Source organism: Mycobacterium terramassiliense, from assembly GCF_900157385.1.
Classification (GTDB): Bacteria; Actinomycetota; Actinomycetes; order Mycobacteriales; family Mycobacteriaceae; genus Mycobacterium; species Mycobacterium terramassiliense.
Genome location: NZ_LT717701.1, coordinates 198,789 through 224,106, shown reverse-complemented (window position 1 = coordinate 224,106; position 25,318 = coordinate 198,789). Strand labels below are relative to the sequence as shown.

Genomic DNA, 25,318 nt, shown 5'->3' with positions numbered 1-25,318 from the left:
ACGCTGGCCGGCGCCGTATTGGCCAATGCCGCGGGTGCCCGCCGGCGCTCGCCGATCGACGCGGCCGTCACGGCATACGACCCGCTGGACGCGGCGACCGCGGCCCAACCCCACGCGGCCTACCGACGATTGCACGGCGGCCCTCGGGTGCAGTACAACCCGAAGCGCAGAGTGTTCGTCCTGAGCCGGTTGGACGACGTCCGCGCCGCCGCTCGCGACGATGCCAACCTGTCCAGTGCTGAAGGGCCGATGCTGACCCGCATACGCACGCCCATCCTGGTCTCGCTCGACGGCGAACAACACGCCCGGCAGCGGCGTCAGGTGCTGCCGGCTTTCACCAAGGCCGCGCTTGACAGCTGGCGTCCGATCATCGACCGGTTGGCCGCGGAGACGGTCAACGAAGTCTTGGCCAACCCGGGTTGCGATGTGGTGCAGCGGCTGGCGATACCGATGCCGGTGCGGCTGATTGCTCAGTTGCTGGGTGTTCCCGGCACCGACGTCGAGGATTTCCGGCGATGGTCGGAAGCGGCGGTACAGATCACCGATCTCGACCTCACGGCGCGCGGTGCCCGCAAACTCGCCGGCTCGTTGCGCGGTTCCTGGGCGATGCACCGCTATTTCACGAGGCAGTTCGCCGTCGGCGGATTGAAGGGCTCCGACACGATCCTGGGCAGGCTGTTGGCCGAGAACGCGGCCGGCTCCCTGCCCGACCGCGAGCTGTTCTATTTCGCGATGCTGCTGCTGCTGGCCGGCAATGAGACCACCACCAATCTCCTTGGCGGCATGTTCGACACACTGGCCACCCACCCGGAGCAGTATGATCTCCTACGCGCCAATCCTGACCTGGTACCCATGGCGGTCGAGGAATTGCTGCGTTATCTCTCACCCGCGCAGAACGTGTATCGCACCGCACTGAGCGACTACCGGGTCGGTGACACCACCATTCCAGCGCGTGCACGGATCATGCTGTCGATTGGCGCCGCCAATCGTGATCCGCTGGCGTTCGACGAACCCGACGCGTTCCGGGCCGATCGAAATCCTAGCCAGCACATGACTTTCGGATTCGGCGCGCACTTGTGCATCGGAGCGCAACTGACCCGCATGGAGGCCCAGGCGGTGCTGCGTGAGCTCGTTGCGCGAGTCCTGCGGATATCCGTAGTGGGTGCGCCTCGGTGGTCCACCAACAGCTTGCTGCGGGGACCGACGCGCCTCGCGGTCAGACTGACTCCGGCGTGAGATTTCGCAGGCGCTGACGACGGAATCGGCCAGGGCCGCACGGCTTCTCACCGGGCTGGGTTTTCGGCAACCTCGATATCGCCGGCCGCGGCCGCCGCGCGCAGGCGATGAAAGTCTTCCAGCGACTTGTCGGCATACGCGTATGACCATTCCGCGACCGCCTGGTGCACCGTGGCGTTGGTGCCCACGTACCCACGCAGGATTGACGCATTAGCGCTCTGCGAGTGTGCCCGCGCCAGCAGCACCGCACAGGCAACGACGTATTCGCCGAACGTGGCGGCCGACATTGCGCCGATGTCGACGCTGCCCTTCATGTCGTGGAACTGGCGGACGTAGTAGTCGCGGCCGTCCTTGCGCGTCGTCCCGAGGAACACGTCCGACATCGCCTGCAGGATCTGCTGGCCATCGATGACGCGCACGCCCTGTCCCTTGGCCGCGACGGCGGCGTTGAGGCTTTCCGGCTGAGCCCATCCGCCGTATTCGTCGAGCACGGATCGGGTGGCCTCTTTGATCTGCAGGATGAGCGGCGTGCCGTTGGGACCCACCAGGATGATCAGGTAACACCGGGTGCCGACGCTGCCGACGCCGACCACCCGCAGCGCGACATCCGTGATGCGAAAGTGTGACAGCAGCAGCGCCACGTCGGCCGGGACGGCGGCCAGATACTCCTGAACCGCCTCCACCAACGGCGCCTCGGTCTCCTCGTCGACGTGCGCAAGCAGCGGGGGTGCCTCCCTCAACCGTGGTGTTCCGTCCGGGCCAATCTCGGTGATTTGCTTGAAGACTCGTGCCGACGTCCGGGTCCGCGCCCGGGATGTCGCTTTCCGAATGACGCCCTGCAGGCTCTTGGATACCTTCCCGGTGTAGTGCTCGGGCTCCACCCGCAGGTAATAGCGATCCAGAACGTTCATCTCCTCGAGCATCGCCTCCAGGCTGGTCTGGTAGCCCGCCAAAGCCTGTTCGACACACCGGCGGATCGCCTTGGCGGGGTATCCGGCATGGCGGCCCCCGATGATCGCGCTGGTAACCAGACGCTTGACGTCCCACTCCGCGGGTGCCACGGCGGCTTCGTCGAAGTCGTTCAGGTCGAAGACGATTGATCGGTGCGGTGCGGCGTACAGGCCGAAGTTTGACACGTGAGCGTCACCGCAGCACATGATCTCGATGCCGCTCGAGGGGCTGGCGGCAAGGTCGGCGGCCATGACCGCCGCCGAGCCCCGGTAGAACGAGAATGGGTCGGCGAGCATCCGGGCGAACCGCAGCGGAACGAGTTCGCTTAGCCGGCCCGCGTTTTGGGCAACGAGAATCTCGACAGCGGATCGGTTGGCGGGGACAAGCTGTGCGAGCGCGCGCCGTGGAACGGTCTTTCGCAGCGCTCGACCGCGCGCCACATCCTCGCCGGGGACCTCGAGTTCGATGAGGCGGTCACGCAACACCCGTTGCGGCATTCGATCAGCATATTCCCGGCGAGAGAATCCGCGAGGCCTGTTTTCAGCTTGCCGGGCTTCCGGCCTTGATGGCCGCGATGACGCCGCCGTCGACGAGCAGGTCGGTACCGGTGATGAACGACGCGTCGGGGCCGAGCAGGAACGCGGTGGCCGCGGCGATGTCGTCCGGGGTTCCCAGGCGCCCCGTCGCGGACATGGCGACCATCGCGCGCATGCCCTCGCCGACGGGGGAGGCGAGTTCCTGTTGGCCCATCGGCGTGGAGATCACGCCCGGGCTGATGGAGTTGATGCGCGCCCCCCGCCGGCCCCAATGCGCGCTGGCGGCACGCACACGGATGTGGTTGGCCTGCTTGGCGATTGGATAGGCAAAGTTCGGGTCGGTGACGCTGCTGATGAAATCCAGCTGCAGCAGTTCGCCGGGCGGGTTGTGCGCCAGCGCCCGCTCCTGGTCGGCGGGAAGCGGCGGAAACATGTGGCCCGCCATGCTGGCGATGACGACACCCGCTCCGCCCGGCGCGACGACGTCGCCGAATTCCTGCAGCACCAGCGCGGTGCCCAGCAGGTCCACGGCCAGGATCGCTTCAGCCGGTGCCTGCGACGGGGACAGCCCCGCGGTGTGTGCCACCTGCGTGACCGCACCCAGGGAAGCGGCGTGCTCGGCGAGCGTGCGCACCGATTCGGGCGACGCGACGTCGACGCGACGGCTTTCGACGTGATGGCCGTCCGCGGACAACGATTCGCTGACCGATGCCAGAGTCTGTTCGTTGTAGTCGGCCAGCAGGACCGTCTTGCCGGCGCCGAGCCGCCGGGCGATCGCCTGACCCATGCCGCCCACACCGATGACGGTCAACACTTCGCGAGCCACGCTGCTCCAAACGTAGTTTTGCCAATCCCGCGATGTTAGAGGCCGTGACCGTCCTCGGCGGGATGGGGGTGCCCGCTGTGGCGGATGGCCCTCCCGACGAACGGTGCCTGGACGGTGCTCACCAAGTGGCGGCGGTTGACGATCAACCCGACGATGGCCACCGCGGTGTAGACACCACAGAGCACCAGTCGCCCCGGCGTCGAAATGATCGGGAACTGGACGACGAACAACGCCAGTAGCGCGCAGGCCGACGCCCGGTGGAAACGCAGCCCCAGGATCAGGGCGACGCCCATCAGGGTCTGCGTGGCGGTCAGCAGCACCTCCTCGACCTGGCGCGAATCGAGGACGAGGGAGGGCCCGCCCCCGCCGAGGATGTGGGCGACGGGCAGCGACCCGATCAGCAGGGTCCACTGGTTGACCTTGGAGGAGATCAGGGTGGCGATCGCCGCCGTGCCTTTGCCGCGACTGGCGAAAATGACCGCAATGATGAACTCGGGGGCTTCGGAGGCCAGCGGGGCGAGCCACTGGACGAGCAGGAAGCGGTCGATGCCCAGCTCCGTACCGGCCGCGACGAGATTGTCCGCAAACGGCTTGGCGCAGAGCACGATCACCGCGCCCGACGCCAAGAACAGACCGACGACGGCGATGCGGCGCACGCGATCGGGCAGCTCCCCGAGCGCGGCTGCGGTGCCGATGAGCTCGGGCTCTTCCACGTCGCCGTGACCGATCTTGTAAAGGTAGAAGCCGAACCAGGCCAGCAGCACCAACCCGAGTGCCAGGTGGATCTGCCCGGTCGCCGGCATGACAAATGCGACCACGCCGGCAACGAGCAGAAACCCGAGTTCGACGCGATTGGCGGGCTCGAGCGCCACGGCAGCGGATTTCGGGGCGGAGCCCCGGGAGCCCGCCTTGCGGGCCACGATGATGCTGACCAGCACCACGACGGGCCAGCCGAGTCCCATCAGTAACCGGTTGGAACCGGTCATGTTGGCGGCGGCATACTGGGTGTAATCCGGGTTGTGCCCGGACACATAGGCGTAATAGAGGTCGACGGCATACTCGGGTAGCACCGCCACCAGGGCGAGAACCGCGATCGCCAGGCCGCCGGAGACGTCGATCTGCGCCGCTTCGGCGGCCCACGCCAGCAGGAAACTGGCCGCCACCACGGCCGCCCCATAGGTCAGCAGCGCGGCGACCGGGTCCAAGTGCAGGCCGGCGGACCTGACCACTACCGCCGGGGCGATGAACGCCGCCGTGATCAGGGCCGAGCGGACCAGGGTCAGCCGCGCGCGTGCCGGCCTCGAGACCGTGCCAGCGGGCCTGTCTGTGGCCAGCATCGTCATCCTTGAATTCGAGAGGGGTGCCGGTCGTGAAGGGCATGGAGTCGCGGCCGTGGTTTGACCCGCGCGCTCAAACCTACCCGCGCGACGGGAAGCCAGCAACGTGGCGCCTAGGCGAAGAGTGTGCACACCGATGCCCATCTTTGCTGGCTAGCGCGGCCAATTCGCAAAGTTAGGGTGGCCTGATCCAAAACTTTGGCAAACCTCGAGCGATCCTGCGCCAGAGCACCGTGGAACGTCAACACCAGTACGACGCATTGGTGGAGTCCAACGTTCCCACCGCCGCCCGCCTGAGCCGGCGGGCGGCGCAGGTCCGGTGGGTGCAGAGCCTCGGACGGTGAGCAGACGATCGCGAAAGTCGGTGACCGCTCAGCTGCGACGCTTATTTGTCACGGCCGCAAGCCCCATTGGGCCGGTCTGCTGTTCCACGACGGCACTGCCCCGGGGAAGGTGCGATTGCGGGCAGCAGGTCGCTCGGAGCGGCCCCGACCATCTCCCAGCACACCCGGTTCGCGTGCGACCCGTCGGCGAATCCGGCGAGGTGGGCGGCGTGGGTGACTGGCACGCCGTCGATGAGATAGCGCATCGCGGTCAACAGCCGCGCCCACCGCGTCGTGGCCGAGAAGGACGCCCCGGTATGCCGTTTGAAGAGTCGACCGAGGTAATCGGGCGAGATTGCCACGGCGCCGGCGATTGATGCAAGATCGATGGTGGCCGGTACGGTGCTGGAAATCAGGTCGATTGCCTGATGCACCTGCGGGTGTACGGAAGGTTCGCGTTCGTGGCGGGCGTCCGACAAGTTGCACAGTTCATTGACGAGGAGATCGGCCGCAACCCGCGGACCACTGGTCTTCATCGCTTCGGCCAGTGCGTCGGCCAGGCGTTCACCGGCTGCGACAGCCCAGATACCGCCGTCTCGGGTTGCATTGCGGGCCAACGCATTCAGGGCGATGCCGTCGCGCGTCGCGGATCCAAGGTAGATCGACAACGCCGCCGATCCCGCATCCGACCGCACCGAATGTCGCGTGCCACTTGCCACTACGACCAGGCGGCACTCGGCGCGGTCGCCGTCGGTGTCGACGACGGTCAACGGGCCTTTGGCGCCGACCGTAACCTGAACCGCTGGATGGTGGTGAACTGCGAGGCCGCTGAACGTGCCGGACACCATGAGTCGATCCCGCCCCAGGTTCCACACGTTCATACCGAAGGGTACCTCCGGCAGGAGAAGCATCGCAGTAGCTAAGACGACGGATCTGTCCAAGCGATCGCGCTTTGATCACTTCATACTCGCCCTCGTGGATCCGAATTTTCTGACCCCGCCATTCGACATCTTCTCCTGCTGGCTCGAGTTTCGTGAGGGCGGCGCCGCCCAAGGGCGGTCGCGGTGTGCGCGCGGTGCTTGGGGCCTCTGGACCATGGCCGCGTTCCACGTCACGGACAACGGCTCGGTACATTCCGACGTGTGGGAGAGGCATCCGGCCGGTGACGAGGTGCTGTGTCTGCTTTCCGGCGCGATCACGGTTCATCTGCGAGGTCAGGTCGCCGAAGAGGCAGTGACGGGGGCGTTACGTGCCGGAACGTGCTGGGTAGTGCCGGCCGGCCACTGGCATCGGCTTACCGTCGAAGAGCCAGGAGACCTTGTGGTGATCACCCCGCGTGCGAACACCACACACCAGACGGTGTCCTAATGATGATGAGCCGCTTGGCATTTCGCTTCAGCAGCCGACGACTCGCGGCAGCGGGCGGCGCTTTCGTTGGTTACACGGCGCTAATGCTGTTGCAGGAGCGACGTTTGCGCGCAACCGGGGGACCGGGGATCATTCCATTTGAGCTGGCGGGCAGCGGCCAAGCCGAGCGCATCATGACCCGCTGGGGCCCGGACGGTCAACGGGCCGCGCGCATGTCCCTGTGGCTGGACTTCGGATACATGGCGACCTACGGCACGTTCACCGCGCTGCTCGTCGACCATGCACGCCGACGTCGTGACCATCCCCCCGTCCTGCCCGCCGCGGTGATCGTGGCCGTTGCAGCCGATGCGGTCGAGGGAGTCTCGTTGCTTAAGGTGCTCAAGCGCGCAGACATCGCAGTCCACGCTCGGCGCGCGCGGGTTGCGGCTGTGGTCAAATTCGCAGTTCTCCTTCTCGCCCTCATGTACGTCGCAGCCGACCGTGCGATGAAGCCCTCACAACGCCGTCGCCATTAGCGCAGAACACGTCGACAAGCGCAGTTGCTAGTGCACGAGGTGCGGCGCGAGCTGATCGACCATTCCCGCGACGAGACGCGCGAGCGGACGGCCGACCGATACGATCGCCGGAAAGACGCCGCCGCGCCGCCGCGCGAGCCCATGACCGAAGGCGTCCGACAACCTGACCGCCACCGCAAATGGTCGCGCTTGCCACGCCAGGGAGCGGACCTTTCCGGTCTCGTCCAGCCGCAGCACCCAGGCCGCTTCGCCGCGTACACCTTGCACTGCGAATCCGCAGATCAGCACCGTGGTGCCGGAGTCACCGAATTGCTCGTAAACGGTGAGATCGTCGACGGCATCCAGCAAGATCGCCAGGATGTCTGCCACCACCGCTCCGCGTACCGGGTCGCGCATCACCGGAGAGTGGTACGTCACGTCCACCGACAGACAGGCAAGCAGGTTGTCGAGGTCCTGGCTCGCAAGTGCTTCAGCGAACGGATGCATGGTCTGTGGCTCGGTCGTCGATCGCGCTACGCGTGAGATCCTGTGCGACGGCTTGGGCGAGTGCCGCGTGCACCTGAGCGGCTGCGATCAGATTGCGCTGCTGGGTGCTCGATGCGGACGGGTCCAATTCGAGCGCGGTGGCCAGCAATCGCAACGCCTCGTCACGATGCTCCTCGACGCGGGTATCAGTGGCGGACACCGTGTGCCCCCGTGCAATGCTTCGCGACGAAGCCTGCCACCAAATCTGTGGTCACGCCGGGCTCTTCCAGCATCGGCGTGTGGCCGACACCGGGCAGCAACTCGACGGCCACATTCGGCACCGAGGCATATTCAGCGGTTGACGACGATCGCCATCGCCGGTCCTCGACCCCGAAAATCACCAACACCGGCAGCGCTAACCCACCTATCCGGTCCGGCAGACTGCGTTGGGCGAGGTATTTCATGGTCTCTTTCGGCGTCGCCGTGAACGCACGATGATTCATGCCCCGGACATCGGCGACGATCTGTGGTGCGATCTCGACCTCTCGGGTGAACGCCGAACCCAATCCCTTGCGGATCGTGGACTCGCTTCGCAAGGCCCATAGCATCCGCCCGATCACCGGAATCGATATCAGCCGACCAAGGCCGCCCGGCTGAAGATAAGCGTGGGCGCTCGGTCCACTATCGATGAGCGCAAGCGCTACGACTGCGCCGCGGGCATGCTCCGCGAGAGCCGTCGCGATCGCGCCGCCGGTGGAGTGACCGACGGCGATCACCGTGCGCACACCCAGCTCCGGTAGAACCGAGGCGATCATGTTCGCTTGTGCCGCAACGGTATAGCCGTCGGCCGGCTTGGCCGATCCCCCGTGCCCAAGGAGGTCGACGCGGATGACGCGCTGATTCTCCGCCAGCCGCGGGACCAGACGATCCCACCAGGCCGCCGATCCTGCGTAGCCATGGATCAGCAGCAGTGCCGGCTCGCTATGTGGTCCGTTCTCGACGACGTGGATATCGCTGCCGTCAACACTGACCACGCGATCATGCGCATAGCCGGCGAGTCGCTCGTGGGGTGCGTCGTCTGCCATTCGGCCTCCTCGGTCACGACGCGCTCTGCGTTCGACCCGTCGCCAACCACCAGCGTGCACCGAACCGGATCGTTCCGGCTTGTACAAATCCGTCGTGTATGGGCTGACCGACGCCCTTCCGGTGCGCGCGCCGGGTTAGCCCGCGGGACCCATGGCCGCGGCGCTGGCGTGCTTCATCAGTTCGACGATCTGGTTACGCGTCAGCGACCCCATCATCTGTACCGCGGCGCGCATGTCTTCGCCCACCATCCATGTCGGACCGTTGGCCAGGTTCTCGAATGCCTCGCCGATGACATCGTCCACGGCGGCCGTCCCGGGCGGCACGTCGTCGGGCGAGCTGATCTGCCCGCGACTGTATTCGAGTTGCCGCAGCGCCGGCGTATTGGTCTTGCCCAGGATCAGGCCCAGGACGTCGACGCCCTTGTCGTGCAGCTCGGCCCACAGCGCCTCGGCGAAGACCATGTCGAACGCTTTGGAGGCACCGTAGGCGACCATGTTGGGGCCGCCGGCCAATCCGGCGCCGGACCCGAAGATGACGATTCCGCCGCGGCCCCGCTCGACCATGGGGGCGGCGAAGTGGTGGCACAACTGCATCGGCACCATGCAGTTGCGTTGCACCATCGCTTCGGCCGCCTCGATCGGGTTGGCGAGGAAGGGCTTGAAGTTCGGGTCGGCACCGGCGCAATACACCAGGAACCCGATCTCGAGGTCGCCTGTCGCCATGGCGATCGCCGACGCCACGCCGGGCTCCGCGAGATCGATAGCCAGGGTGCGGGTTTCGACAGCGTGCTGCGACTTGATCTCCGCCGCAACGTGATCCAGGACGGACTGGCGCCGGCTCAACAGCACGACGTTGACGCCTCGCGCGGCGATTCCCGTGGCGAACGCCGCGCCCAGGCCGTCGGACGCGCCGGCGACGAGCGCCCACGGTCCGTATTTGGCTGCAAACGTCACCTAAGGGCTCCCAACGGTGGTCAGTCGAACCTGGGTGTACCGGCGGCGCGCAATGCGCCATCCGTCCTCGGTGCGCACGATCTCGTCGTCGTAGAAGCCGATCGCGTTGACGCCAGAGGTGTTGTCGGCCGCCATGATCAGGCCGTCGATGTAGGTGCGGGCGGCGGCCTTGTCGCCGTCGAGCGTGATGGCCAGGTTGCTCAGGCGGTGCATGGTGTGGCCCGCCAGCGCGTGCACCTGTTCCATGAAGTCGGTGACGGCGTCGACGCCCCGCCACGCGCCGATCACGCCGTAGTCCAACTCGCAGTCGTCGGTGAACACGGTCCGGAACAGCGCCCAATCGCGCCTGTCGATCCCGGTGGCGTAGCGCACCAGCAGGTCCGCGATGTCTTGACGGTCGTCTCGCTCGCTCATGCGACCTCGCCGTTCGGGTGCACCACGATGCGCGGCGGACCGTCGGATCTGCGGGCCAGCTCGAGCGCGTCGGGGACTTCGTCGAGGCCGATGACTCTGCCGACGCTCGGCAGCGGGTCCAGCCGCCCCGCCGCGATGGCGTCAAGGGTCCCATACCAGTCCTGCGGGTGTGGGCCGCCGCCGAATTGGATGGTGACGCCCTGGCGGGTCGCGGTGGTGACGTCCAGCGTGTCACCGGTGTACCAGCCGCCTGCGCAATAGATCCTGGTGGACATCTCGGCGGACTCGACGATGTTCTGGATGAGCCCGGCGGCGCCCACACACTCGAAAACCACCGCCGGCCCGGGCAATCCGCGTTCCGCTCGAACTTCCCGGAACGCGTCGAACACCGACTTCTCGGCGGCATCCACCGCGACGTGAGCGCCGAATTCCCGTGCCAGCGAGAGGCGGTCGATCTTGTAGTCGGCCACCACGATCGGTTCGGTGGAGCGGCCGGCCAGGGCGGCGACCGCGGAGAGACCAATCGCGCCCGCCCCGATGACTATCGGAATCTCGCCGGGTTGGACGCGCGCCGACCTCACATAGAACTCGCCGACCGCGAACGCATCGGTCAGCGCCACCGCGTCGCTGGCGACGTCGCCCGAGACCGGTTTGGTCGCCACCTCCGAAACCACCAGCAGCTCACCGAAGCTCCCCTGCGCCTCCGGGTGCTGCCCGATGATGCGCATGCCTCCGGCGCCGCCGTCGACGAGACGCACGGGCATGGCCGTGACCCGTGAGCCCAGCGCGAACTGATCGGTGCAGCCGGGGCCGTGCCCGACGACCTCGCCGACGAACTCGTGGCCGAGCACGATGTCGCGGTCCGGGTCGTACAGCGAACGGCCCGTCGGGTCGTCGACGGCCAGTTCGGGATGGTCCATGAAGTGCACATCGGACGCGCAGATCGCGGTGCTCAGCGTCCGCAGCAGCAATTCACCCGGCCCGGGCGTCGGGTCCGGCGTCTCGCGGACCTGTAACGTGCCGTCCCTCAACACCACCGCGCGCAAGGAATCCTCGTTTATTTCTCGAATAACCGATATATGATTTCGAATGTTCGCTGTAACTGTATGAATGTCGTCGCGAAGGAGTCAAGCCATCCGCGGATCGTCGTCGGCGCCGACCGCCCGCGTGCTCGACGTGGTCGAGCTGCTGGCGCGGTCCGCGCACGCCCGGCTGCGGTTTTCTGACATCGTGCGCGAGCTCGGCCTCACTCAGGCGACCGCACACGCGATCCTGAAGACGCTCTGCGATCGCGGGTGGGCCAGCCGCGATCCCGTCGCAAAAACGTTCACCCTGGGTCCGGCGCTCGCCGTGGTGGCCGCGCGGACGGACACCGCGCGCCCGCTCGCGCACGCCGCACGCTCGGCGGCGCTGCGACTCTCCCATGAGGTCGGTTACGCCGGCTCAGTGGTCGAGCGGTTCGGTGATTCGTTGGTGGTCACGGCCTTCGAGGGCGACCCCGCGACCCAGCCGGCGGGGATTCCGGGCGATCGGATCCCCTATGCCCCGCCGTTCGGCGTCGCGCTCGCCGCATGGGACACCGACGAGGAACAGCGGGCGTGGGTCCGCCGCGGCGCGGGCGACAACGGCGACCGGATCCGGCGTCTCGAACGCGTCTTGGAGCACACGCGGCAGCGTGGATACGACGTGGACTGGACGACGCCCGCGCTCGCGCAGGCCGTCCAAGTCGTCGGCACGCTGGATAGCCACGAGATGCCCACCCCGGTTCGGCACATCCTGGATCAACTACTCGTCGAGTTCAGCACCATCGGCTTCCTGTCGGACGACAATCCGGGTCGTCGCAAACAACCCGTGGTCACCATCGCCGCACCGGTTTTCGACCACCATGGGCAAGCCGCCCTGATGCTGGCGGTGCATCCGCTGTGTCCGCTCAGCGCGCGGCAGATCCGGTTCATCGGAGACAAGCTCACCAACGAAACCGCGGCCATCGCGAAATCACAGCAGCCCACCACGGATCGCGCCGTATAGGTTGGCCGTACGGAAACGGGGGTGACCGCAGGGTGTTGAGGTGCTGACAAGCGGCGCGGTGGTGTGCGGGTACCGCATCGAGCGGGTGCTGGGCACGGGCGGCATGGCACGGTGTACCTGGCGGCCGACCCGATCTTGCCGCGCCAGACCGCGCTGAAAGTGCTCTCGACGGAACCGTCACGTGATCCCGCCTCGCGGCGCCTGAAGGGGCGCTATGCCTCCTCGCGGCCGGGGACTCCGGCGTCGAATGCGTTGAGTGTCACGGCAACCATGGAGAAGCAGCCCACGAGAAAAACGATCTCGGCAGCCCCGTACTCCCCGAACCGCGCGATCACAGCCCGATAGGTGGTCTCCGCGAGGACGCCGCCGCGGTTGAGCGCGGCCGCCATGTCGTAGGCGACGCGTTCGTCGTCGGTCAGATCCGCGGGACGTTCACCGGCCGCGAGGGTGGCAATCTTGTCATCGGACAGCCCGACGCGGCGCGCGAAGTACTCATGCCCGTAGATCTCGTAGCGCGCCCCGAATTTGGCGGCCGTGACCAGGATGACCAGCTGATGGACGCCAGCGGGTAGCTGGGCGTGCTCCCATAGCGACCTGTTGAACGCCCAAGCCGGCGAACCGAATTGGGGAAAATGCAGCCATCCGTTGAACGGCCCGACCAGCGCGCCGTCGCCGCGGTATGCAACGAGTTCGCCGAAGCCGCGGTCGATTACGGCCCGCATGTCGCCGTACAGGGCCCGCTGCGCGGCGGTCAACCCACTCGGTGGCAGCAACGGAAGTCGCACCGGCCCCTCCTCACGTGATCTCGGTTGGGCATAGCCCAGCCAATCTCCAGAACGTCGGCGCGTCCACGACCGGCTTTCGATCAGTGGTAAGTGGCGCTTTCTACCGCAGGTAGAGCCGCTTAAGCTCGTCCCATGGAACTACGGCAGCTGGGCTACTTCGTTGCCGTTGCCGAGGAGTTGCACTTCGGCCGGGCGGCCAAACGGAAACACATTTCGGGGCCGGCTCTCTCGCAACAGATCATCGCTCTGGAACGCGAGCTGGGGGCCGACCTGTTCACACGAGACCGGCGCACCGTCCGGCTGACCGAAGCCGGACGCACCCTGCTGCCGGACGCGCGAAGGATATTGGCCCTGGCCGAGGACGCCAAGCAGCGACTGCAACGGGCGGCCGCCGAAAGCACGCCGGTGCGGTTGGGCTACGTCAGCTGGCTGCCCGACGACGTCAGCAGCCTGGTCGGGCCGGAGGTGGCGCTGCGAGTCGACGAGTGGGTGCTGCCGTCGCACGCGCAGGCCGACCGCGTTGCGGAGGGCGCGCTCGATGTCGCGCTGGCGTGGGTTACCGCCGAACACGTCGAACAGCGCGGCCTGACGGCGCACCTGCTGCGCGCCGAACCCTTGCATGCGGTGCATCCCGGCATCAGCTCGTCGGAACCGATTGCCGCGCAACGCGTCAAGGTCCTCACCGACGCCGACGAGTCCGCATGGTCGTCGTGGAATCGGTTCGCCGAGGAATTCGCGGCCCACACCGGTGCGCGGATTGTCCGGATCGACGACGGCGGCATCACCGGTGACGCCTTCTACGCGCACGTGCGCAGGATCGGCGCCGCCGTGCTCGCGTCGCCGAAGCGTCACACCGCCGTCATTCCGCCCAGCCTGGGCCAGCGCCCAGTCGCCGAGCCGACACCCGTGTGGACATGGTCGTTGTTGCAGCGGCAAGGCGATGACCGGATCGGTGTGCGTGGCGTCGTGGACGGACTGCTGGCGGTTGCGCGCAGCCGCGGTTGGCTCGCCCCTCCCTCCGGCCAGTGGTGGGCCCCACCCGACGACCCCCACCGCAGCGCCCTCGCGTCGGGCGCCGAGCTGCGGTAGGAAGCGGAATCGAGCACTGGTAACAGATCGATCCTGGACTTCGATGCCGTCGTGGCGCTTCAGTGGGAGACATCGACGGAAGGACGAAACGCGGTGGCGAATGACTACGTTGTGGACGATCTTGCCGGGTTCGTCGTCGGCGCCCGGCCGGCGGACCTGAGCGGTTCACCGCGTGCATTGCTGAAACGCAACGTGTTGGACAGCGTCGCCTGCGCCGTCGGTTCGCTGGACGGTGAGCTCATCGGCACGATACGCGCGCACGCCGACCACTTCAGCGGCGTCCCCACCGCCACACTGGTTGGCGGGGGGCGGGCGTCGGTCGATCAAGCCGCGTTCTTCAACGCGGTGCTGGTGCGCTACCCCGATCTGCTGGACACCTACCTGACGGTGGGCGGATTGTGCCATCCCGCCGACAACTTCGGCGCGGTCCTGGCCGTCGCCGAGTACGTCGACGCCGCCGGAGCGGATTTTCTGCTCGCCCTCGCGGTGGCCTACGAGGTCCAATGCCGGTTCAGCGCCCAGGTTCCGGTCATGGCGCGGGGCCTCAATCACGCGCTGCAACTGGCGATGTCGGTCGCGGCCGGATCGGCGAAGCTGCTGGGGCTCGACGCCGAACAGACCGCCAGCGCCATCGCCGCGGCCGCCGCCGACAACGTTTCCGTGGCGGCCGTGCACGCCGAGCCGGTGTCGAACTGGAAGGGCATTTCGCCCGCCATCACCGGCATGCGTGCGGTCTACACAACGATGTTGGCCGGTCGCGGCATCACCGGGCCCAAGGCGTTGTTCGACGGCCCACAGGGGCTGGTGCAGCTCTTCGATCAGCCCATCGACTTCCGCACCGCCGACCGCGCGCTCGCCTGCGTCGAGCAGACCTACCTCAAGCAATACTGCTCGCTCATCCACGGCCAGGTCATCATCGACGCCATCCTGGCGCTTCGCGCCGACAACGACCTGCGTGGCGAGGACGTCGGGCGGGTCATCCTCGAGGTCTTCCAGGGCGCGTTCGACTTCGCCGGTGGGGGAGCCTACGGCGGCAAGGATCATCCGCTGACCAAGGAGCAGGCGGACTACAACCTGAAATACCTCAGCGCGGTGGCGCTGCTCGACGGTGGGGTCGGTCCCGAGCAACTCGAGACCGCACGCGTGTTACGCGGCGACGTTCAGGATCTGCTGGCTCGGGTCGACGTCAGCGCCGCCGCCGACCTGACCGCGGACTACCCGCAACGCACGGCGGCCCGCGTGCACCTGGTGACCCGCGACGGACGCGAATTCAGCAGAGAACAAAGCGATTACGAGGGATCGCCCACGCGGCCCATGTCCTGGGAGCGCGTCGTCGACAAGTTCCGATGGCTTGCCGAACCGTTCTGCACGGACGCGCTGTGCAACGACATCGTCGCCGCGGTCGACCACCTGGACGAGATACCCGTCGCCGAGCTGGCCGCCCTGCTCGGCGCCGTGAGCTCCACCGCCCAGCGCCCGCGCCGTATGCCGCGGTTCTAACGGCGGGCTGTGCGCGCCCCCTTGCATCGTCGCTGTCGGCATTCGATGATCGGCCATGGTCAAAGATCGCGACAAGAACCGATGGGAACTGGTCACCTGCGCCGTGGCGGGCCACGTCACGTACGCGCCGGACGACGAAGCGCTCGCCGAGCGGCTCAGCGGCACCACCGGGCTGGGCGAGGTCTGGCGCTGCCTGCGGTGCGCTGAATTCACCGTCGGCGAGCCACACGGGCGCGGCCGCGCCGAGGACGCGCCGATGATCATGCGCGGCAAGGCCTTACGCCAGGCCATCATCATCCGAGCGCTCGCGGTCGAACGGCTGTTTCGCGCGCTGGTGATCGCGCTGGCCGCGTACGCCGTATGGAAATTCCGTGGCGCGCGGGGAGCTATCCAGGCCACCCTGGACCGAGACCTGCCGATCTTTCGCGCGGCGGGGTTCAAGGTCGATCAGATGACGATCGTGCACGAGCTGGAGAAGGCGCTCACCACCAAGCCTTCCACGCTGGCCCTGCTGACCGCGATGCTGATCGTGTACGCGCTGATCGAGGTCATCGAGGGCGTCGGCCTCTGGCTGCTGAAGCGCTGGGGCGAGTATTTCGCGGTGATCGCGACCTCGGTCTTCCTGCCGTTGGAGATCCATGATTTGGCCAAGGGCATCACGATGACCCGGGTGGTCACCTTCACGATCAACGTGGCCGCCGTGATCTACCTGCTGGTGTCCAAACGGCTGTTCGGCCTGCGGGGCGGCCGCGAAGCCTACGACGAGGAGCGCCGGGGTGAGCAGCTCCTCGACGTCGAGCGGGCCGCCGCCGCCACCTGACGGGCATACTGCGCCACGAGGAACGGAGGTCGTCGATGGGCACCTATGCGATCAGCGGATGCGCGTCCGGGATGGGCCGCGAAACCGCGCAGCGGCTGCGGGCCGAGGGGCACACCGTGGTCGGCGTCGACGTCAAAGACGCCGAGGTCGTCGCCGACTTGTCGACACCGCGGGGCCGCGCGGCGGCAGCCGAGGGCGTCCTGGCGGCCTGCGGCGGCAGGCTCGAGGGCGCCGTGCTCGCGGCCGGTCTGGGGCCGAGCCCGGGCCGCGATCGGCCCCGCCAACTCGCCCAGGTCAACTACTTCGGCGTGGTCGAGCTGCTCTCGGCCTTGCGCCCCGCACTGGCCGCGGCCGACCGCGCCAAGGCCGTCGTCGTCTCCAGCAATTCCACGACGACGGTGCCTGCGGTGCCGCGGCGGACGGTGCGGGCGCTGCTCGCGCACGACGCCGACAAGGCGCTGCGGTCCGTGCGGCTCTTCGGCCCGGCCGCGCCGACGATGATGTACGCGGCCTCGAAGATCGCCGTGGCCCGCTGGGTGCGTCGCCATGCGGTGCTGCCCGAGTGGGCCGGGTCGGGTGTGCGCCTCAACGCCATCGCGCCGGGCGCCATCATGACCCCTTTGCTCGAGGAGCAGCTGGCCGACCCCAGACAGGCCAAGGCGGTCCGGTCGTTCCCGGTACCGGTCGGCGGCTTCGGCGATGCCCGGCAACTGGCCGACTGGATGTGTTTCATGCTGTCGGATTCCGCCGACTTCCTTTGCGGCAGCGTGTTGTTCGTCGATGGCGGGACTGACGCATACTTTCGCGCCGACGACTGGCCGAAGCCGGTGCCGACGCGCCGGCTGTTCGGCTATCTTCGCCGGTTCAAGAACAAGGTGTGACGAGCAGGGCATCGCACCACAAATGTGGGTGATGCCACAAGATGCCTTTTCGTGACGTTTACCGCGGCGCGGCGCGCCCGTAAAACGCCCGGGGTGCAATTCAATGAATCGGCGAACCGGCCGAACGGACAAGGGATTACAACCGTGCCAACACTGCAGGACCGGATGGGTCCGCGCCCCATCAACCGCGACGTGGTCGCCCCGATCGCGGCACGCGCGTGCGGGGCCCTACAGGCCGTGCTGAAAAGCGCTCGACGCCAAGGGGCTTCCGGCCCCCGCATCATGGCCAGGGGCGCCGAGCGCTGCTGACGGCCCACGCGCGGGCCGGGGTTGCTACCCGCGCGCCGGGCGCTGGGCCCCGCTGGCGCGTTCGCGTCGCCGGGCCCGGGAAGCCCGCAGGTTGGCGGCGTTACCGCACGTCTTCACGTCGTGCCACACCCCGCTGTTGTTCTTCGAGCGGTCGTAGAACGTCGACGCGCATTGCGGGTTGTGGCATCGCTTGATCCGCCGCCAGGTGCCGTCCTGCTGGCTGAGCAAAACCTCTCCCCACAGCGCCGACGCCAGCCAGCGCCACCCCGCGCCGGCGGGTTCGAGCCGCACCTCGCCCGTTTTCGACAGCGTCAGGGAAGCCGCGACCGGGCCCGCGCCGCGCCCCGTCGGCGGTTCCCCGGCGACGAGCTGGGCGATCGTCTCGCGCAGTGCCCGAAGCTTGGACAGGTCCGCGCCGCCCAACGGCGGCGGCTGCGCATCCAGCCCGCGCGCGGCTGACCACGCCCGCACCGCGGCGGCCACCCAGTCGTCCGCGAGGGCACTGTCGGCCAATAGGTCCGGCCCGTATCCCTCGATGCCCGCGGTGTTGAGGAAGTCCTGAACCAGGGCGAGACCGCCGGGGGCGGGGACGAGCTGGTACCGCTGTGACGCATACCATTGTGAAGACATAGTCAAAACATACTTGCATATGTCGGCGACGTCAACTACGGTGACAGATGCAAAGCAGATTTACCTACGTCAAGGAGTCATGTCATGGTCAACATCAAGGGGTCGACGGTCGTCGTCACCGGCGGACAGCGCGGGCTCGGCAAGGCCATCGTGGACGAGTTGTTGCGCCGGGGCGCGGCCAAGGTCTACGCCACGGCGCGGTCGCCCAAGCCCAGCGAGGATCCGCGGGTGGTCAGCGTCGCGCTGGACGTCACGAAGCCGGATTCGGTTGCCGCGCTGGCTGTTACGGCGTCCGACGCGGATATCGTCATCAACAATGCCGGCATCATCGGTGCGTCCAGTCTGCTCAGCAGCGACATCGAGGAAGTGCGGGCGGTGTTTGAGACGAATTACTTCGGCGCGCTTCGGATCGCCAAGGCGTTCGCGCCGATCCTGGCCGACCACGGCGGCGGGGCGCTGGTCGACATCGCCTCGATCCTGTCCTGGGTGGCCGGCTTCGGCGGCTACGGTGACTCGAAGGCGGCGTTGTGGTCGGCGACCAACTCGTTGCGCATCGAGCTGGAAAAGCAGGGCACCCTGGTCACCGGCGTCCACCTGAGCTTCACCGAGACCGAGATGGCCTCCGGTTTCGACGTGCCCAAAAACGACCCGCGGCAGGTGGCGCGGCAGATCGCCGACGGCATCGAGCGCGGCGACGTCGAGGTGCTGGCCGATGACGACACCCGCTACATGAAGTCGGCACTGTCCGGACCGGTCGAGGCGCTCCGCGTGGGTTAACGGACCGGCCGACGTTAAATGGCCTGTCCGAAGGCAGATCCCCGTCTTGTGACGGTGGGTCAAGCAGGCCGTGGGGGCCTCACCCAAAAATGGGCTTGCTGCACTTCGGACAGGCCACCGGGCGAACCCGGCACGACCACCATCGCAGCCGGCCAAGGGGCGCTTCAACGGCCGAAGGTCCCCAACGCCAGCGCCGAAAGTCACATCCGCACCGCCCCGGCGGGCGTGTTTGGATAGCGGCATGGAACCGGAACGCATCGTGAGCGCCACCCGCGTGATCTCGGCCAGCGCCGAGCGGATCTTCGAACTGATCGCCGATCCCGCTCAGCAGCCGAGCTGGGACGGCAACAACAACCTCGCCTCGTCGGCCCCGGGGCAGCGCGTCCGGCACGTGGGTGACGTCTTCAAGACGACGCTGACGAACGGCGCTGTTCGGGAGAACCACGTGGTGGAGTTCATCGAGGGCAGCACGATCGCGTGGCGCCCGGCGGAACCGAAAAAGCTGCCGCCCGGCCACCTCTGGCGTTGGGAACTCCACCCGATCAACGCCACCCTCACCAGCGTGACCCACACCTACGACTGGACGGCGCTGACCGACAGCACCCGCATCGAGAGGGCCAGTTCGACCACACCCGAGATGCTGCGTGAGTCGATCGACCGGCTCGCAGCGCTCGCCCAGGCGAGCGAGGGCTGACATGGCCCTGCCACCTCCGGGCAACGACCGCGCCGCCATCGTCACCGGCGCATCATCGGGCATCGGCGAGCGGTTCGCCGAAATCCTCGCCCGGCGCGGCTATCAGGTGGTGCTGGTGGCCCGCAGCGCCGACCGCCTCGAAGCGCTCGCCGGCCGGCTGGGCCAGCACGCGCATCCCCTGCCCGCCGACCTGTCGGAGCGCGCCGCGCGGGCGGCCCTGCCGGACCGCGTCGCCGCCCTCGGACTGGTTCCGGACATCCTGATCAACAACGCCGGCTTCTCGACGCTCGGACTCGTCGCGAAATCCGTTCCGGAGCAAGAGGTCAACCTTGTCGAGGTCGACGTGGCCGCCGTGGTGGACCTGTGCAGCCGGTTCCTGCCGGGCATGGTCGAGCGCCGTCGCGGGGCCGTGCTGAATGTGGCGTCGGTCGCCGGGTTCGGTCCGCTGCCGGGCCAGGCGGCGTACGGCGCCGCCAAGGCGTTCGTGTTGTCCTACACCCACAGCCTGCGCGGCGAGCTACGCGGGACCGGGGTCAGCGCGACAGCCCTGTGCCCGGGACCGGTGGATACGGGGTTCGGGGAGGCTGCGGGTTTTTCGAAGGAGGAAGCCGAATCGGCCCTGCCGCGGGTGATGTGGGTTCCCTCCGACAAGGTCGCGTTGGCCGGCATCGACGGGCTCGCGGCCGGCAAGGCCGTCGTCGTGCCCGGTCGGGTCAACCGCATCGCGGCGGGCTTCTTCCGGGTGGCGCCGCCGGAGTGGCTGCTGCCGGTGCTGGCCCGCGGCCACCCGGCCATGAAGCGCGACTGAGACTCAGCCGTTCTTGCCGCGCACCCACTGAAACGTGCCGTAGTTGGTCACTCGCACGCTGGCGAACCCGTTGCTTTCCAGGATGTCGCCGATTTCGTCGTCGTCGAACACGTGCGCCCCGACGTTCGGCAGCTTTTGCCAAAATCGCGCGGCCCGCCCGACGGTCGGAACCATGATGGCCAGCCGGCCCCCGGGGCGCAGCACCCGCGCCATCTCGGCCAGGGCGGCCGCCGGTTCCGGAACCAGCTGCAGCACGGCGGTCGAGACCACCGCGTCAACGGTGTTGTCGCGCAGCGGAAGTCGCTGCGCGTCGGCCTTGATGAAGCCGACTTGCGGGCCTGCCTCGCTGCGCACCGCGCGGGCGAGCATGGGCTCGGAGATGTCGACCCCCAGGGCCAGCCCCTCGGGGCCGGCCACGCGCGCCAGTGACGCGGTGACGTTGCCGGGACCCGACCCGACGTCGAGCGCGACGCCGCCCGGCGGGATGTTCAGCCAGTCGAGCGGCAATTGCCACGCGCTGATCAGCCTGCGCGACAGGGCCTGGGCGTTGTCGTACAGCATCGACCCGATCGGTGAGGCCCATGCCGCCTGGATCGGACCGGTGTTCTTCGGGACGGCGTCCCGTTCGGCCGATCCGGCGCCGAGCAGATCCAGGTAGCCCTTGCTGACGTCCGGATCCGCCGGCGGATCGGCAAGCAGATCCAGCGCTCGGCGCAACGCGGGCGGCAGCGAGATGTGCACGTCGGTCACGCGTACTCCTTCGGATCAAAAGCGAAGCTGTAGAACAACAGTCGGGTTGCACGAGTCGAAACCCAGCCTAGCCGAGCCGGCGGGCGCGTCGACCGTCTCAAGATGTCGGGATGGTTACCGCCTGGCGGCGGCGCGCTCGCGCTGCAGGGCATGGAGGCGCCAGTGACCCGGGACGCCTCTGAGCGCGCTCTCGCCGCGGTCGGCGAACCGGTGATGTGAGCCGGTGACGATGTCGCGCACCGTCGAGGAGACCAGCACCTCGCTGGCTTCGGCGAGCGCCGCCACCCGCGCGCCGATATGCACGGCCATGCCGGCGATGTCTTTCTTCAAGGCGCCACGCACCTCGACTTCGCCGGCGTGAATGCCCACCCGCACCTCGATGCCCAACACCCGCACCGCGTCGACGATGTCGTCAGCGCAGGCGAGCGCGGCGCTGGGGCTGGAGAACGTGGCGACGAATCCGTCGCCCGCGGTGTTGACCTCATGGCCCCCGAACCGCTGCAGTTCATGGCGAATGATGGTGTCGTGGTTGTCCAGCAGGTCGCGCCACCGGCCGTCGCCGAGTTCGGCCGCCCGTTCGGTCGAGCCGACGATGTCGGTGAACACGATCGTGGTCAGCAGGCGCTCGGCGTCGGAACCGCCCCGCATGCCGGTGATGAACTCTTCGATCTCGTCGAGCATCGGCCCGGTGTTGCCGACCCAGTAGAGGGTGTCCGCTCCCGGCAGTTCCACGAAGCGCGACCCGGCGATGTTCTCGGCGAGGTACCGGCCGTGCGCGATCGGCGTGAAGTCGGAGTCGGCGCGGTGCAGGATCAGCGTGGGTGCGGCGATCCTCGGCAGCGTGTCGCGGACGTCAGCACGCCGGATGCTCTGGATCATCGCGCGCGCCATGCTGGGCGAGGCGGCGCGGTTGCCGGCGGCGTCCCACCAGGCACGGAAGGCATCGTCGCGGGCGACGCTGGGAGCGATCATGCCGAGCATGTCGAAGCCCTGGTCGACGGCGTCCGGGTCGATCGCGAGGGTCGTATACGGATCGAGGGTCTCGATCGTGGCGCCCATCGGATAGTCGGGGGCGTACAGGGTGCGGGCCGCGCCGTTGATGATCACCAGGCTGCTCACCCGTTCGGGGTAGTCGGCCGCCAGCGTGAGCCCGGTCATCGAGGTGAAGCTCGGCGCCACGATCGTGGCACGCTCGCTTCCCACCGCATTCATGACCGAGACGACGTCCTTCGCCCAGAACTTCGGCCCGATCACGTCGATCGAGGGGACGCGGGACGACAGCCCGATGCCGCGCTGGTCCAGCCGGATCACCCGGGCGAACGACGCCAGCCGCCGGTGAAAGCGGTACATCGACGGCTCGGCGTCGACCGAGTCGATCGGAATCGACGGCCCGGGCAGCAGCACCAGGTCGATCGGCCCATCGCCGAACACCTGATAGGCGATGTCCGTGTCGCCGCAACTGGCGTAGCGGGTGCGGGGTGTGCCAGAAAACCCAGCCACGGCTATCAGGCTAATTCAGGACCCCGACAACCCGGCAACGCCGACCCCGCTAGCGGCCGATGATCGGGACGAGGTAGCGCGCCGCGTAGTCCCGCACGGCCGCTTGATTCGAGGTGTCGAGTCGGTCGGTGGGGAACACGATGATGCCCAGGGCGACGCGCAGCAGGATGTCGGCGATGTTGGCCAGGTCGGGTTCTGCAACCTCTGCCCCGCAGCGCCGCAGGGTGTGGGCGATCCCGTCGGCGAACCGGCCTATCGGGAAGGCCCGCGATCGAGAAAACATCCCCAACAGCTCGGGCTCGCTTTCGGCGATCCGGGAGTACAGGGGCGAGTCCTGGACGAGGCGCACCCCGAGCGCGAAGGCCTCGATCACGGCCTGTTGTGGGTCACAGCCCGCGGTCGCCTGGTCGAGCGTTCTGAAGAAGATTTCGGCTTCGCGGCGCACCACCTGCTCGAACAGGTCGTCCTTGGTCGGAAAACGCCGATAGATGGTGCTGCGGCTGACCCCGGCCCGCGCGGCGACGTCCTCGATGTTCGCCCGGCGCACGCCGTAGGTCTCGAAGACCACCCGCGCGGTATCCAGGATGGTGCGCTCGAGATCGGTCATTCCGTCGACCTCGCCGGCAACGCTGTGACTGGGCATGGATCAGGACCTTCGCGACCGGCTGCGCACGACCATTTGACACAAAGATACGCATTTGTTTCTCTGATTCACAACATCCGTACGCGCGGGCGGTGAGGGGACGGGATGACGGCACAGCGGGATTTCGACACTGGCGTGCGCGAGGCCGTGCCCATGCCCGTTGACGACGCGCTGGCGCAGGCCGCGCCTCGCCTGGGGCCCGAATCGTTGATCTGGAAGTTCTACGGCGACCACCGCACCCAATTCTTCGGGTTCCAGCGCACGGCCGGCGTGGAGAATTGCATCGAGCAGCTCGCCCAGGGCGTGTTGGATCACTCGGTGATTTTCAGCGACACGCTGGGCCGCGCCAAGCGCACCGCACCGCCGCTGATGAAGACGGTTTACTCCGACGACCCGCAGGAGTGGGGCCGCAAGGTCCGGGATTTCCACAAGCCGATCAAGGGCACCGTCAGCGACGGCTCCCGGTATCACGCGCTCAACCCGGAGTTGTTCTATTGGGCGCACGCCACGTTCGTCGACCAGGTCATCTACACGACCGACACGTTCATCCGCCGGCTGTCGCGCGCGGAGAAGGAACGGATCTTCAACGAGGGCAAGGTCTGGTACGGCCTCTACGGCGTCAGCGACCGCGGGCAGCCGCAGACCTACGACGACTTCGTCGCCTACTGGGACGGGATGCTCGAGAGGTTCGTCCCGCACAAGACCGTCCTGTACGGCACCGGATACATCCGCAAAGGCATACCGGGCCCGCGCTGGGTTCCCAAGCCGCTCTGGAAGATCCTGTCCGCGCCGCTGAACGCCTACACCCGCCTGGTATTGGTGGGAACGCTGCCGCAGCAGATGCGCGAGGTGTGCCAGCTGGAATGGGACGCGACGAAAGAGAAGCGATTCCAGCGTTTCGCCGCCGTTGTCCGCGCGCTCAATCCGCTCATCAACCGCCTTCCTGTCGCGTTCATCTACCTGCCCTGGGCGGCCAAGGCGTGGCGCCGCGCGGGTGTCGACCCGCGCCGCCTCCACAACCACGTGGCTTAGCCGAGGCGCAGTAGCCGTTCGGCGTTGCCGTGCGCGATCTTCTCCCGATCGACCGCGGACAGCGTCGTCCGCTCGAAACCCTCGACGGCCTCGCGCGAGGACTCGTAGGGATAGTCGACGGAGAACATCACGGCGTCGGCGCCGACCTCCAGCACCGCTCCCAGCATGACAGCCGGGGAGAACACCCCGCTGTTGGTGAAGACGATGTTGGTACCCAGATACGCCGAGGGCGCGCGCTGCAGCGGAGCGGTCGTGGCGATGGTGGCGTAGCGGGAGTCCAACCGGCTGCGCTGAAACGGCAAGAACTCACCCATGTGGCCCAAGATCAGCGTCGCTCCCGGATGCCGGTCGAACACGCCGCCGAACAGCAGCCGCAACGCGTGCCCACTCACCTCGGCCGCCCAACTCCAGGTCGCGCCGTAGAGTTCCGGACGGCCCTCAATGACGCGCCAGCGATCGGCCGGGGGCGAGCCGGGGTGCAAATAGAGCGGCACGCCAAGGGATTCCACCGCGGACCAGAGTTCGTCGTATGCGGGCGCGTCCAGATAGCGCCCGCCCGGGCCGCTGATGCAGTCGTTGACCAGCGCCCCGCACAGCCCGTCCTGGTTGACGGCGCGCTCGAGTTCCCTGGCCGCAGCGGCGGGGTCCTGCAGTGGCAGCGCGGCGAACCCACGGAACCGATCCGGTTGTTGGGCAATCACTTTCGCCAGGTAGTCGTTGGCGAACCGCGCGTTGTCGCGCGCCCGCTCGGCGTCGAGCTCGACTTGCAGGCCCGGCGAGGTCAGCGAGAGCACCTGGATGTCGATGCCGGCCTCGTCCATCTCCGACAGGCGGTATTCGGTGAAGTCGGACAGCCGGCGCTCATACCGCTCGCCCAATTTGGGCCGCAACAGCTGCATCAGTTGCCGGTGGGCCGGCCCGAGGTCGGCCAACTCCGGTATGAAAAACGCTTCCTCCAAGGCGATGTAGCGCATCGGCCTTCCTCACTGTCGTAACGGATGTTTCTCCTCAACACTGCGCCGCGACCGGCTATTTGTGAAATGAATAGTTAGTATCGATGCC

At 67.7% G+C, this 25,318-nt stretch carries 29 protein-coding genes; 13 read left to right on the top strand and 16 right to left on the bottom strand.

The annotated features are described in order from the left end of the window. Positions 1-147 precede the first annotated feature (147 nt). Complete coding sequence (locus MTAB308_RS15695; RefSeq protein ID WP_245831426.1) at positions 148-1,236, top strand: cytochrome P450; 1,089 nt, start codon at positions 148-150, stop codon at positions 1,234-1,236. Positions 1,237-1,283: 47 nt separating this feature from the next. Here the strand turns inward: MTAB308_RS15695 and MTAB308_RS15690 are convergent, their stop codons facing one another. The 4 genes from MTAB308_RS15690 to MTAB308_RS15675 form a co-directional block, all read right to left on the bottom strand. Beyond that, positions 1,284-2,684, bottom strand: a complete 1,401-nt coding sequence (locus MTAB308_RS15690) for a DUF2252 domain-containing protein (RefSeq protein ID WP_077100388.1) — start codon at positions 2,682-2,684, stop codon at positions 1,284-1,286. A 43-nt stretch (positions 2,685-2,727) separates the two neighbouring features. Next, positions 2,728-3,549 carry an SDR family oxidoreductase gene (locus tag MTAB308_RS15685; protein WP_077100387.1) on the bottom strand — a complete coding sequence of 274 codons (822 nt, stop codon included), beginning with the start codon at positions 3,547-3,549 and terminating at the stop codon, positions 2,728-2,730. Positions 3,550-3,584: 35 nt separating this feature from the next. Further along, positions 3,585-4,892, bottom strand: a complete 1,308-nt coding sequence (locus MTAB308_RS15680; RefSeq protein WP_083746561.1) for a sodium:proton exchanger — start codon at positions 4,890-4,892, stop codon at positions 3,585-3,587. Between the two features lie 379 nt (positions 4,893-5,271). Then, positions 5,272-6,090, bottom strand: a complete 819-nt coding sequence (locus MTAB308_RS15675; protein WP_157900953.1) for a helix-turn-helix transcriptional regulator — start codon at positions 6,088-6,090, stop codon at positions 5,272-5,274. Between the two features lie 94 nt (positions 6,091-6,184). Here MTAB308_RS15675 and MTAB308_RS15670 point away from each other — a divergent pair, with 94 nt between their 5' ends. Both MTAB308_RS15670 and MTAB308_RS15665 read left to right on the top strand, forming a co-directional pair. Then, complete coding sequence (locus MTAB308_RS15670; RefSeq protein ID WP_157900952.1) at positions 6,185-6,577, top strand: cupin domain-containing protein; 393 nt, start codon at positions 6,185-6,187, stop codon at positions 6,575-6,577. Then, the gene (locus MTAB308_RS15665) at positions 6,577-7,092 is read left to right on the top strand and encodes a hypothetical protein (RefSeq protein WP_077100385.1); all 516 of its coding nucleotides are present in this window, start codon (positions 6,577-6,579) and stop codon (positions 7,090-7,092) included. The genes MTAB308_RS15670 and MTAB308_RS15665 overlap by 1 nt, the downstream gene beginning before the upstream one ends. Before the next feature lie 27 nt (positions 7,093-7,119). Here MTAB308_RS15665 and MTAB308_RS15660 read toward each other — a convergent pair whose 3' ends face one another. The 6 genes from MTAB308_RS15660 to MTAB308_RS15635 all read right to left on the bottom strand — a co-directional run bounded on the left by MTAB308_RS15660 (position 7,120) and on the right by MTAB308_RS15635 (position 11,047). After that, positions 7,120-7,578 carry a hypothetical protein gene (locus MTAB308_RS15660; protein ID WP_077100384.1) on the bottom strand — a complete coding sequence of 153 codons (459 nt, stop codon included), beginning with the start codon at positions 7,576-7,578 and terminating at the stop codon, positions 7,120-7,122. After that, positions 7,562-7,777, bottom strand: a complete 216-nt coding sequence (locus tag MTAB308_RS15655) for a hypothetical protein (RefSeq protein WP_077100383.1) — start codon at positions 7,775-7,777, stop codon at positions 7,562-7,564. The genes MTAB308_RS15660 and MTAB308_RS15655 overlap by 17 nt, the downstream gene beginning before the upstream one ends. Further along, on the bottom strand, positions 7,764-8,642 hold the full coding sequence (locus MTAB308_RS15650) for an alpha/beta fold hydrolase (protein ID WP_083746558.1): 879 nt from the start codon (positions 8,640-8,642) through the stop codon (positions 7,764-7,766). The genes MTAB308_RS15655 and MTAB308_RS15650 overlap by 14 nt, the downstream gene beginning before the upstream one ends. A gap of 135 nt (positions 8,643-8,777) precedes the next feature. After that, complete coding sequence (locus MTAB308_RS15645; RefSeq protein WP_077100382.1) at positions 8,778-9,596, bottom strand: SDR family NAD(P)-dependent oxidoreductase; 819 nt, start codon at positions 9,594-9,596, stop codon at positions 8,778-8,780. After that, positions 9,597-10,010: a nuclear transport factor 2 family protein gene (locus tag MTAB308_RS15640; RefSeq protein WP_077100381.1), complete on the bottom strand. Its 414-nt coding sequence runs from the start codon at positions 10,008-10,010 to the stop codon at positions 9,597-9,599. Further along, complete coding sequence (locus MTAB308_RS15635) at positions 10,007-11,047, bottom strand: zinc-binding dehydrogenase (RefSeq protein WP_077100380.1); 1,041 nt, start codon at positions 11,045-11,047, stop codon at positions 10,007-10,009. Before MTAB308_RS15635 ends, MTAB308_RS15640 begins: the two co-directional genes overlap by 4 nt. Positions 11,048-11,177: 130 nt before the next feature. Here MTAB308_RS15635 and MTAB308_RS15630 point away from each other — a divergent pair, with 130 nt between their 5' ends. Then, entirely contained in the window at positions 11,178-12,038 is an 861-nt protein-coding gene (locus MTAB308_RS15630) for a helix-turn-helix domain-containing protein (protein WP_077100379.1), read from the top strand. 212 nt (positions 12,039-12,250) lie between these two features. On the opposite strand, the gene MTAB308_RS15620 is transcribed toward MTAB308_RS15630, so the two are convergent. After that, on the bottom strand, positions 12,251-12,823 hold the full coding sequence (locus MTAB308_RS15620; protein ID WP_077100378.1) for a carboxymuconolactone decarboxylase family protein: 573 nt from the start codon (positions 12,821-12,823) through the stop codon (positions 12,251-12,253). A gap of 132 nt (positions 12,824-12,955) precedes the next feature. On the opposite strand from MTAB308_RS15620, the gene MTAB308_RS30300 reads away from it, so the two are divergent. From MTAB308_RS30300 to MTAB308_RS28895, 5 genes are all read left to right on the top strand, one after another. Continuing rightward, positions 12,956-13,912, top strand: a complete 957-nt coding sequence (locus MTAB308_RS30300) for a LysR family transcriptional regulator (RefSeq protein WP_077100377.1) — start codon at positions 12,956-12,958, stop codon at positions 13,910-13,912. 111 nt (positions 13,913-14,023) lie between these two features. Then, the gene (locus MTAB308_RS15610) at positions 14,024-15,412 is read left to right on the top strand and encodes an MmgE/PrpD family protein (RefSeq protein ID WP_077104398.1); all 1,389 of its coding nucleotides are present in this window, start codon (positions 14,024-14,026) and stop codon (positions 15,410-15,412) included. A 55-nt stretch (positions 15,413-15,467) separates the two neighbouring features. After that, positions 15,468-16,232, top strand: a complete 765-nt coding sequence (locus MTAB308_RS15605) for a DUF2127 domain-containing protein (RefSeq protein WP_077100376.1) — start codon at positions 15,468-15,470, stop codon at positions 16,230-16,232. A 35-nt stretch (positions 16,233-16,267) separates the two neighbouring features. Continuing rightward, positions 16,268-17,113, top strand: coding sequence for an SDR family oxidoreductase (locus MTAB308_RS15600; RefSeq protein ID WP_077100375.1), 846 nt, complete (start codon positions 16,268-16,270; stop codon positions 17,111-17,113). 144 nt (positions 17,114-17,257) lie between these two features. Further along, positions 17,258-17,422 carry a hypothetical protein gene (locus tag MTAB308_RS28895; protein ID WP_157900951.1) on the top strand — a complete coding sequence of 55 codons (165 nt, stop codon included), beginning with the start codon at positions 17,258-17,260 and terminating at the stop codon, positions 17,420-17,422. A gap of 24 nt (positions 17,423-17,446) precedes the next feature. Here the strand turns inward: MTAB308_RS28895 and MTAB308_RS15590 are convergent, their stop codons facing one another. After that, positions 17,447-18,052 (bottom strand): CGNR zinc finger domain-containing protein, encoded by a 606-nt coding sequence (locus MTAB308_RS15590; protein WP_245831424.1) that lies wholly within the window; start codon positions 18,050-18,052, stop codon positions 17,447-17,449. 84 nt (positions 18,053-18,136) lie between these two features. Here MTAB308_RS15590 and MTAB308_RS15585 point away from each other — a divergent pair, with 84 nt between their 5' ends. The 3 genes from MTAB308_RS15585 (at position 18,137) to MTAB308_RS15575 (ending at position 20,331) form a co-directional block, all read left to right on the top strand. Continuing rightward, positions 18,137-18,829 carry an SDR family oxidoreductase gene (locus MTAB308_RS15585; protein ID WP_077100374.1) on the top strand — a complete coding sequence of 231 codons (693 nt, stop codon included), beginning with the start codon at positions 18,137-18,139 and terminating at the stop codon, positions 18,827-18,829. Positions 18,830-19,070: 241 nt separating this feature from the next. Continuing rightward, positions 19,071-19,523: an SRPBCC family protein gene (locus tag MTAB308_RS15580; RefSeq protein WP_077100373.1), complete on the top strand. Its 453-nt coding sequence runs from the start codon at positions 19,071-19,073 to the stop codon at positions 19,521-19,523. A 1-nt stretch (position 19,524) separates the two neighbouring features. Continuing rightward, on the top strand, positions 19,525-20,331 hold the full coding sequence (locus MTAB308_RS15575) for an SDR family NAD(P)-dependent oxidoreductase (RefSeq protein WP_077100372.1): 807 nt from the start codon (positions 19,525-19,527) through the stop codon (positions 20,329-20,331). Positions 20,332-20,334: 3 nt separating this feature from the next. Here the strand turns inward: MTAB308_RS15575 and MTAB308_RS15570 are convergent, their stop codons facing one another. The 3 genes from MTAB308_RS15570 to MTAB308_RS15560 form a co-directional block, all read right to left on the bottom strand. After that, a complete protein-coding gene (locus MTAB308_RS15570; RefSeq protein WP_077100371.1) occupies positions 20,335-21,081 on the bottom strand; it encodes a class I SAM-dependent methyltransferase in 747 nt (248 codons plus the stop codon). A gap of 114 nt (positions 21,082-21,195) precedes the next feature. Then, positions 21,196-22,581 carry an adenylate/guanylate cyclase domain-containing protein gene (locus MTAB308_RS15565; protein WP_077100370.1) on the bottom strand — a complete coding sequence of 462 codons (1,386 nt, stop codon included), beginning with the start codon at positions 22,579-22,581 and terminating at the stop codon, positions 21,196-21,198. Positions 22,582-22,630: 49 nt separating this feature from the next. Further along, entirely contained in the window at positions 22,631-23,224 is a 594-nt protein-coding gene (locus MTAB308_RS15560) for a TetR/AcrR family transcriptional regulator (protein WP_077100369.1), read from the bottom strand. A 105-nt stretch (positions 23,225-23,329) separates the two neighbouring features. Here MTAB308_RS15560 and MTAB308_RS15555 point away from each other — a divergent pair, with 105 nt between their 5' ends. Continuing rightward, a complete protein-coding gene (locus MTAB308_RS15555; RefSeq protein ID WP_077100368.1) occupies positions 23,330-24,256 on the top strand; it encodes an oxygenase MpaB family protein in 927 nt (308 codons plus the stop codon). Here MTAB308_RS15555 and MTAB308_RS15550 read toward each other — a convergent pair. Then, positions 24,253-25,230, bottom strand: a complete 978-nt coding sequence (locus MTAB308_RS15550; RefSeq protein ID WP_077100367.1) for an amidohydrolase family protein — start codon at positions 25,228-25,230, stop codon at positions 24,253-24,255. The two genes, MTAB308_RS15555 and MTAB308_RS15550, sit on opposite strands and share 4 nt — an antisense overlap. Between the last annotated feature and the right edge of the window lie 88 nt (positions 25,231-25,318).